Source organism: Parabacteroides sp. AF27-14, assembly GCF_003635425.1.
GTDB classification, from domain to species: domain Bacteria; phylum Bacteroidota; class Bacteroidia; order Bacteroidales; family Tannerellaceae; genus Parabacteroides; species Parabacteroides distasonis.
In genome coordinates this window covers 189,866-199,554 of the sequence record NZ_QTLZ01000001.1, presented here as the reverse complement: position 1 = coordinate 199,554, position 9,689 = coordinate 189,866, and the positions used below count along the sequence as shown (strand labels likewise).

At 42.9% G+C, this 9,689-nt stretch carries 8 protein-coding genes; 5 read left to right on the top strand and 3 right to left on the bottom strand.

The features are described from left to right. Window positions 1-347: 347 nt before the first annotated feature. On the bottom strand, window positions 348-1,772 hold the full coding sequence (locus tag DWY79_RS00865; protein ID WP_122368697.1) for an L-fucose/L-arabinose isomerase family protein: 1,425 nt from the start codon (window positions 1,770-1,772) through the stop codon (window positions 348-350). A gap of 279 nt (window positions 1,773-2,051) precedes the next feature. Between DWY79_RS00865 and DWY79_RS00860 the strand changes: the two genes are divergently transcribed. From DWY79_RS00860 to DWY79_RS00850, 3 genes are all read left to right on the top strand, one after another. Next, entirely contained in the window at window positions 2,052-2,939 is an 888-nt protein-coding gene (locus DWY79_RS00860; RefSeq protein ID WP_008780808.1) for an AraC family transcriptional regulator, read from the top strand. Between the two features lie 69 nt (window positions 2,940-3,008). Further along, window positions 3,009-3,959 carry a transporter gene (locus tag DWY79_RS00855; RefSeq protein ID WP_122368696.1) on the top strand — a complete coding sequence of 317 codons (951 nt, stop codon included), beginning with the start codon at window positions 3,009-3,011 and terminating at the stop codon, window positions 3,957-3,959. Window positions 3,960-4,339: 380 nt separating this feature from the next. Next, window positions 4,340-5,620: a DUF2262 domain-containing protein gene (locus tag DWY79_RS00850; RefSeq protein ID WP_122368695.1), complete on the top strand. Its 1,281-nt coding sequence runs from the start codon at window positions 4,340-4,342 to the stop codon at window positions 5,618-5,620. A gap of 45 nt (window positions 5,621-5,665) precedes the next feature. Here DWY79_RS00850 and DWY79_RS00845 read toward each other — a convergent pair whose 3' ends face one another. Next, a complete protein-coding gene (locus tag DWY79_RS00845) occupies window positions 5,666-6,169 on the bottom strand; it encodes a methylated-DNA--[protein]-cysteine S-methyltransferase (RefSeq protein WP_008780811.1) in 504 nt (167 codons plus the stop codon). A 158-nt stretch (window positions 6,170-6,327) separates the two neighbouring features. Here DWY79_RS00845 and DWY79_RS00840 point away from each other — a divergent pair, with 158 nt between their 5' ends. Continuing rightward, a complete protein-coding gene (locus DWY79_RS00840; RefSeq protein WP_005861772.1) occupies window positions 6,328-6,810 on the top strand; it encodes a ferritin in 483 nt (160 codons plus the stop codon). 118 nt (window positions 6,811-6,928) lie between these two features. Next, entirely contained in the window at window positions 6,929-7,369 is a 441-nt protein-coding gene (locus DWY79_RS00835) for a DUF695 domain-containing protein (RefSeq protein ID WP_122368694.1), read from the top strand. Between the two features lie 1,003 nt (window positions 7,370-8,372). On the opposite strand, the gene thrC is transcribed toward DWY79_RS00835, so the two are convergent. Next, window positions 8,373-9,686, bottom strand: coding sequence for a threonine synthase (thrC, locus tag DWY79_RS00830; protein ID WP_005865913.1), 1,314 nt, complete (start codon window positions 9,684-9,686; stop codon window positions 8,373-8,375). Between the last annotated feature and the right edge of the window lie 3 nt (window positions 9,687-9,689).

The following is a 9,689-nucleotide window of genomic DNA, read 5'->3' as shown; positions in this document are numbered from 1 at the left end:
ATCTTAACATCTCTAATAAAAAAGACTTCTTAGGACTGCCATATATGACTTTCCCATAGTCCTCTCTGCAAATATCATAGTTCTATCGGAACTATGAAACTAGCAGATGTATTTATGAGATTATAGCTATATGAAAAAGATATTTATTGGAAGAACAATATCATTTATCAAACATTAAATATCATTTTTTTAATATGTGGTTACTAATATTTTTAGATTTTTGCAAAGTGGAAATATAAAAGAGACATAGTTCCGATAGAACTATGATATTTGCAGAGAGGACTATGGGAAAGTCATATATGGCAGTCCTAAGAAGTCTTTTTTATTAGAGATGTTAAGATGATCCCTTAAGCGATCTTTATGACAGGAATATTTAATAAAAATCCCGTTTTTTCCAGTTTGCTAGCAAGATGACCTATTCCGATAGCGCAATGATGTGACGGACCAGCTTTGCTCCAGTTTTCCATAAAGCTTTTTACCCCACAAGAAAAACGATACCGGCTATTTGTATTACCTATCTCCAGAACAGGGCCCGGAACGGACTCTCCTTCGGCTACCAATAAAAATATTCCCTCCTTTCCTTCACAAACAGACAATAGGGTGACTGGCCCATTCTTGACGGTCATTTGAATGGATAATCCTTTGCCCGGTTTACCATGATAAACAGGAAGAGGTACGAGTTTTACTTTACCATCGGACATGGCGAAGTGGGCAGGACCATCATGACCAAGTAATATGACATCGTCTTTAAAGTCCATGGCATAAAACTCGGAAAAAGATCCGCCGGCTTTTAGCAGGGAGAGTATTTTCATGGCTTGAACATTTTTAACCTCGCATTCGCCAGCTATAGGTATGTTCTTGCCGGTCAATAAGGTGTTACCTGCTATAACAGAGGTTACAATATCCTCATAATCATTGCCGGGATAACCTTCGTAATAGTAAGCCATTGAGCCTAGCTGATGGCTTTTGATTAATTTGTCTAATGCGACGGATGTGCGAGCAGCACGTATTAGCTCCGTTTCTTCACATTCAGCGACTACCTCGAACTTACGTTGGAATTCCATTATTTTTTCTTTGATCTCCTGGTCTGATACCGCATCTCTGTAAGCTTTTAGCTCGCACATTTCCAGTAGTTCGATATGTGTGCCGAAAGAAGAGGATTGCTGGGATATATCTGAGTAAACATCCAACATCCCACAATAATAATGGCCTAATATACCCATACGATGCTCTCTCATACCTGCCATAACCACGGTTGCGTCGAGCCAGTCGTTTAACTCGGCCCAAGTTGCGTTGTCTTCCAAATGCCCCGTCACGATCTTAAAAGGTAGCCCAGAACGGATAAGTATATTCGCGAATTCAGGGACGGAGCATGCTTGGCAATTCGCTAACCATTCGCCTGTCATGAGACCTCGGTCTCCTAGACTATTAATATATGTATAGTCTATGTGAGAAGAGGGCTGTATGTTTAATAGTATTATGGGAACTTTTAGGCGTTGTGCCAACGGTAATATCGTAGATGATAGCGCATATGTCGAGATATAAACAAAAAGTACTTCTATATTTTCATGCGATAAGACATCTGCGATGTTTTTGGCTTCCTCCGGACGATCTAAGATCCCAGCGTTGATTATACTTATATCCGGACGTGTTAAAGAGTCTGCTATCTTTTTCTGATATTTGCAAAGTTTTTCATAGAGTCCTTCAAATTGGGACCAATAGGTATTTAATCCCATCCCAACCAATCCTACATTTATTTTTTTGTTTTCCATGTTTTATAGATTGAATTTTAGTTTCATATTATCTTCTTTGACCAACAGCAAAGATATAGGGTTGCTTTTGGTCTTGTTTTATCTATTTGATTTTATATTTTAGAAAAGTGATAGTTTAGTTTAGAGAAAGTGAACTTCCCTTGTCGTAGAAGATATACTTCAAGTCCCTTAGGATATATACTGCGTCGGGTAAGTAGTACTTCATATCTTCTGTCATGTGTGTGAAATATATTATCTTTGGTCAATTATTTAGTAATGTTATAAGGAGGATATCTTTTTATGAGTACACAAAATAATAACATTCGTTATCTGAATGTTAGTCCGATGGATGAGCTATGGGGGATGATGGTTACAACAGTCGGTTATCAATCCATACCTCCGCATAGTATTTACCCTGTCAGGCAACAACATCCTTTGACGTATTCTTTCAACCCGGAAAAAGGACGTATATTAACGGAGTACCAATTGGTGTACATTTCTGAAGGTTGTGGGTTCTTTGAATCCCAGTCTTTTAAACGAAAAAAGATTAAAGCAGGGACGATGATCTTGTTGTTTCCGGGAGAGTGGCATACCTATTCTCCAGCGGAAAATGGTTGGTACGAGTATTGGGTGGGTTTTAGAGGCAATTTAATAGAGGGTTGGATTTCTAATAAATTTTTCTCAAAAGAGAATCCTGTCTATGAGATAGGGGTGAATGTTACAATTATAGGTTTGTATGAGGAAATAGTTTCTCATGCTATAAAGGAGCGAAACGGTTATCAGCAACTTATTTCTAGTATTGTCTTTTATCTGATGGGGGAGATATATTATAAAGAGAAGAATCGTTTTTTAGGGCAGTCAGATGCGGTGGAGAAGATCAATGAGGCACGAGCTTTCATGAAGAGGAATATTGATAATCCTATGTCGGTGGAATCGATCGCTCAGAGTTTGAATGTGAGTTATTCTTGGTTTCGAAGTACCTTTAAATCTTATACGGGGGTATCTCCCGCTCAATATCAATTGCATTTACGTTATCTTCGAGCAAAAGAGCTATTAAGTACTTCTCGATTAAGTATTTCAGAGATAGCGTATGCGCTTAATTTTGAGACTGTATCTCAGTTTTCTACTTTTTTCACGAAGAAAGAGGGCTTATCTCCCTCGAAATTTAGGAGACAGAGCCAACAATAGAACGGTTTTTGTTTGCCTCTTTCGGTGGAAAGATGTTATTTTGCATCCCGAATTAAAAGAATAGGCGTTATGTTGAAATTCTTCAAGACATGGACACTCCCTATCTCTATGTTAGCGGGTGCGATAGGGTATTTTGTTTTCGCCAATGTTACTTTTCTGGAGCCTACAAAGCCGTTCATGTACACTTTAATAGCGTATCTGACGCCCTTTTTGATTTTTGCGCAGTTGCTCTTAACCTTCTGTAAGATCTCTGTCCGGGAATTGATGCCCAGCCCTTGGCATGGTTGGCTATTGCTTATCCAAGCGGTTTCCAGTTTGGTGCTTGCAGCCTTATTGTTATGGTTGCCAATGAGAGAGGAATACCGGGACGTGTTTGAGGGAGCGATGGTCTGCCTGATTTGCCCGACTGCTACGGCGGCCGCCGTGATTACGGGTAAATTAGGGGGAAGCGCCTCTAGTCTGACTACTTATACCTTATTATCGAATCTATTGGCAGCGATTGTCGTGCCGCTGGTCTTCCCATTAGTGGAACCGCATGCCGAGATTACTTTCTTCGCCGCATTCTTGAAGATCTTGGGAAAAGTCTTCCCATTGCTGTTATTCCCGTTTTTCCTCGCTTTGTTCTTGCGTAGATTCATACCACCTATCCATCGCTTCCTTGCGGGGCTTCGAGACATGGCCTTTTACCTCTGGGCCGTCGCTCTAGCTACCGTGACCGGGCAGACCGTGAAATCCTTGGTTAATAGCGAGGCGGAGATTTATGTAGAAATCCTGATCGCTTTAGGCGGCTTGATAACCTGTATCGCGCAGTTTTATTGGGGAAAGCGCATCGGCAAGAAATACAATGACCGTATTAGCGCCGGACAAGCCTTGGGGCAAAAAAATACCGTGTTAGCGATCTGGATGTCTTACACCTATTTGAACCCCTTGTCTTCTGTTGGCCCGGGGAGCTATGTCCTGTGGCAAAATATTTTCAATAGCTATCAGCTGTGGAAAAAGAGGAAAAATGAGCTAGAATAATAAATGCGACCCGGAAAAAGGCGGCACACCGAAATAACGATGGAGCCGCCTCATTAACTTTCTTTCCTATCCTCTTATCAGTAAATTGAAGCAAATCCCAAATATGAAATAAGCTATATAGCAGAAAACGGAAACACCTAGAGAAACAAGCAGTTGTTTCATGAAAGACTCTCTGTAATATGATAACAACAATCGCCCCATGGGATATGAATTGTTGATTTGGGTAAAACGTGGTGAATTATATGGAACAGCGTTCGTTACACTTTGAAGCTATAACCATCATATATTTATCTTAATTGCAGGATATACGTTTACGGGGAAAACTTATTGGCTCAAAGGTGATCAAGTTGTCTATTTCAGTATAATAATTATTCATACTTATGGAAAAGGAACAAACGAATGAAAATAGTTGGGAATTTCATCTGACAGATAAGATCGCCCAGCTTTCCAAAATGACCTTGGAAATGCATACGGAGTTTTGGCTTAGTACACTCCAGACATGGTTTCGTGGCTATCAAACACCCGAAGAGTATAAAGCGACGATTTGGGGGAGGGAGGTAGACCTATGCATCTCCATCGCTCCCTTGGAGACACCGACCGAGAAATTACCTATCATTGAAGAGAAATCGGCAAAAGGTAAGAATGAGCTGCTTCCCCCGGAACAGCAAGCCTACGTAGACGAACTCAAAAAGAAGATAAAAGCTCTCAAAAAACTCCTGCCGCCCAAGGTGGACGAAGCGTTAGAGCAACGCTATTTGGATTACATGAACGCCGAGAGGATTAAGGCAATCATTCAAGACTGTACCAAGATATGGAGTAATCCGGAATTGTCCGTTGAAGAAAAAATCAGTCAGCTCATTCCTTATAAAATTGAATTATATGACCTTGTGCGTAATGTCCAACTGCCGGATGATTTGATGCGTGCGGATACGAATATTTCAATTACAATGGCCACTATTCAATTCTTTGCGCAAAGCGTAGAGAAAAATGCGAAGAAAAACAAAATAAAAACACCCAAGCAGGTACGTCAATTAGTGAAATTTACCAATGACATCATTACTCGCATGGATGAGGGTCAGAATAAGCTAAACGGCGTTGAGCGAGATATGACTAAGGAAGAGTCTAAAGCCTATGATGCTTATCTTGATATAAAGATTGGAGCAAGGTCTGTCCTTCACTCGTTTGAAAAACGATTGGAGTTATACGAGCGACTTTGGGAAATGCCCTCGGTCTCTACCGGTACTAAGATTGAATGTTTGAATGAGGCCATCAAACTTATCCGGAAGCAATGCGGTAAAAACCTGGAGCCCCGTTGTCCGCACGAATCCCTTATCCGGAAACATCTGAAAGCTATTAGTGGCTATATGAATAAGCTGGAAGAAGAAGGGGAAGCGATATGGCAATTGCGCATGGCCGACGAATTGCTCCCGACAGCAAACGCATGGCGGGAAGATTGTGAACTTCCGGCATTGTCCAGAGAGGAGTTTGCCTCCCAGGTAGAATTGCAATCTGTTCATATAGAGACCAAGGAGAAAGAAGACGGCTCCATCCATTACGAACTGGAGCTTTTTTTCCAAGACACGGAAGACACTTTCGCCGGCCACTTCCTATATGCTGATATTGAGGACCATGAGATGAAGGAGATAACGTTAATGGGATAGTTACATTCTATGTTTGTCCACAAGGATTTGCAAGGTAAAGTCTCTTTACGATACTTTTGGGGCCCGTTCGATTGTAAGCAGGCTCCTTTTTTTGTCGATACCTCCTGCGTATCCGGTTAAGCTGCCATCGCTGCCTACGACACGGTGGCAGGGGATGATGATACTGATCGGGTTATGGCCTACCGCTCCTCCGATCGCTTGCGTAGACATGCTCGGGATACCTTTTTGCCGGGCGATTTCGCCGGCGAGCTCCTTGTAGGTTACGACTTCGCCATAAGGTATTTTGCTCAATAAGTCCCATACCGCAAGTCGGAAAGGCGTATCCTCCAGATGGATAGGAGGGGTGAAGCTGGGAATCTTACCCATGAAATAGCTATCCAGCCACTCTTTGGCTTGCTCGAATATCGGCAGTTCTCTTTCTTGGTGTTCCGCCGATAAAGTGGCGGCAAAATATTTTTGCCCGTCGAACCATAATCCTGTCAGGTGGTCGCCATCGCTGGCTAGGGTTATTTCTCCCAAGGGAGATCGATATTTGTCGGTGTATTGCATGGATGTTTATCAAATAAGGGCGTAAGTTAGAAAAATTTTCGAAAGTAGCCAATATCTAAGGGCGGAAATGAGATAAGGAATCCTACTTTTATTTATATTTGCATAGTGAAATTTCGTGAACGGATAATACTTCAACATTTTTAAACAATGATAAAATTATGATCTTAAGTAGAAATTTATCAGAGGCGTTCAATGCCCAAGTTAATGCGGAGATGTGGTCTTCGAATTTGTATTTGTCAATGTCCGTGTATTTCCAGAAAGCAGGGTTGAACGGTTTCGCCCATTGGATGAAGAAACAAGCGGCTGAGGAATTGGAGCATGCTCATAAGTTGATCGATTACGCCTTGGATCGTGGCGGCGATATTACGATCGGCCAGATCAACGTGGTTCCGACAGGCTGGGGAAATCCGTTGGAGGTATTCGAGCATGTTTACAAACACGAGTGCTATGTATCAGAGTTGATCGACAAATTGGTTGATATCGCCGAGGCTGATAAGGATCATGCTTCCCGTGATTTCTTGTTCTGGTTCGTACGCGAGCAAGTAGAGGAAGAATCTACGGCTAAAGAGATCGTGGATCAATTGAAGAATTATGGGGAATGCCATTACGCCATTATGGATCATAGATTAGGAAAGAGATAATAAATTTCCGTCGAGAAATATAAAAAGGCTGTATCTTCACCGGACGCAGCCTTTTTTGTCGTATTTTTACCCGGTAAAGTCAGTAAGGAATACTTATAGATAAATAGAAAATATAAATATGAGATTAAGCGATGTATGGTTTACGGCTCTCTCGGAAAACGAGTCAGGGCAAATGATTTCCGTTTACGGGCGGGACGAGTTGAATGAGTTCACCGAATCCGGTAAGTTCAAGGAACGTGTCGAGATCACTTGGAAATACGAGGGAGATGGGAGAGGCCTTCCTAGCGATGACCTTGGCGAGAAAATGGAGGCCGTGGAGGAAGCGCTTCGTAAGGCGATGGAAAAGAAAGACAAGCTGGCTATCCTGACGGGTGTCTATACCGGAGGAGGAGAGAAGGTCTGGGTGTTTTACACACGTACCGTGCGTGTATTCGGCGAACGCTTGAATGAGGCCTTGGCTCCTTTCGAGTTACTGCCCATCTCTATTTATACCGAGATGGATCCGGATTGGGAAGAATATAAGGATATGTATGAGATGAAAGAGTGGGCGGTGGATTGAGATCCTGTGCTTCGAGTTTGGCGTGAAAGGTATCTTTTTGATTGAAATACCTTCTTTTTCACGACACGGCTCTCTGGCTATAAAAGCCAACGAGCGTAAGCGGGGAGCGCGAACAAGCTACCACAACCGCTTTTTAACACGATAAACGTCGCTTTTTAACGAATATATACGTATCAACCTACACATATGGCTGTATCAACTCACACATATAGCAGTGTCAACCCACACATATAGTCGCGTCAAGCTACACATATAGTGGCGTAAGCCTACACATATATAGGCATCGGCCCTCACATGCGGTAGCGTTGGGCATTATTACCGCCTTACGACCGTAAAACATGAACTAGGGTGAATTATTTCGGCTGGAACGAAAGGCCGTTTTTAAGCAAACAGCTATCAAACAGAGAATTGCTGTTTTTTTCTCTCGAATTTGGAAGCGAGACGCACTTAGGTACGGAATAATCGATTCTCCGGGACTTCAGATTACAAGTTGTCAAAAAGACAAATGGGCCACTTGTATCTATAGTTCCTCTGCCATTTCCCGATAACCATCGGGGGGAGAGGCGGTTAATGTATATTAAGACTGTCACTCATCTTTTCATCAAGATGGATGAAAATCTCGGTGGATGTGCTTTCTATGTTGACGATATTAAAATACGTAAGAACTGCACTTGGTAGTACTTTCTGAGCTAATGTATAAAGTTGATTCGTTTCCATAGAGCAAAGCTAGAGATTTTAAATAGATGAAAATAATTATCCCCACCAATTATCGACTGATCCTATAAAAACTCTATTTCTCCAATAATTATACATTTGGCTTATAATTAATCGAATTTAATAACATGACTTTTCGGAAGAAAAGCTTGCTTACGGAATTTCTTTTTGAAATTCTCGCCTGTTTTTGTATGTCCTAGGTGATAAAAATGGAAGGTGTGGCAAATATCGATAATATCAATTTGCTACACCTTCCATTTTATATCAATTACGAAAACTATTCTTCTTTTTACCGGCTCATCAAGAAAGATTTGAATCCCTCGAAATCTTTTGCCAGCTCGATGCTTTGCTTGGTTCCTTCCATGAAGGCTTTCAGTTTCGCCGGGATCTCGATATCTGCCTCCAATATCTTATCGACCGTTCCTTTGAATTTGGCGGGATGGGCGGTCTCAAGGAATAGACCCGTCTCGGTCTCGCTTAGGTCGCTGTCTAGTAATCCTTGGTAGCCACAGGCTCCGTGTGGGTCGAGGATATATCCCGTCTCTTTATAGACGGCTCGCATCGTAGAGGCGATTTCCTCGTCCGTATAGCGATGTCCGGAGATCAGTGCGCATATTTCTTTATGGGGATCATTGAATGCGCCGAATAGGTCGATGATACGGGCGAAATTACTCGGATCGCCTACATCCATGGCGTTCGCTAGGGTGGCGACTGATGGGCGGGGTGTATAAGTTCCTGTATTCAGGTATTCCAAGAATACGTCGTTACGGTTGTTTGCCGCTACGAAACGTTTGATAGGGAGCCCCATCCAATAGGCGAACAATCCGGCGGTGATGTTTCCGAAATTACCGCTCGGCACGCAAACGACCAGCTCGTCCGCTTTTCCCTGCTTGTCCAGCTGAGCGTAAGCGTTGAAATAGTAGAACGATTGGGGCAAGAAACGGGCTACGTTGATGGAGTTCGCCGAGGTCAGTTTCATATGACGGTTTAATTCCTCGTCCATAAAGGCGGATTTAACCAGCGCTTGGCAATCGTCGAACGTGCCGTCTATCTCCAATGCCGTGATGTTCTGTCCTAATGTCGTGAACTGGCATTCCTGTATCGGGCTGACCTTTCCCTTGGGATAAAGCACATACACGTGAATGCCCGGAACGCCTAGGAATCCGTTGGCGACGGCGCTTCCCGTATCGCCGGAAGTAGCTACCAATACGTTTACTTGCTTCAATCCCTCTTTCTTTATGAAATAACCGAGCAGACGAGCCATGAAGCGCCCTCCTACATCCTTAAAGGCCAATGTAGGCCCGTGAAATAACTCTAAGCTATAGATATTACCCTTTACGGGTACCACCGGGGTCTCGAAGGAGAGCGTATCTTTTACGATACCGTCCAATACCTCCGGCTCGATGTCTTCCCCGAAGAACATCTGAGCTACCGTGCAGGCGATCTCGTGGAAGGACTGGTTCTTCATGTTGGCTATCACCTCCTCGTCCAAGGAGTCAATATACTCGGGCATATATAATCCCTTATCGCCGGCCAGACCTTTTACGACGGCCTCTTCTAGGCTGGCTACAGGGGCTTGTTTGTTTGTGCTGTAATATTTCATGCT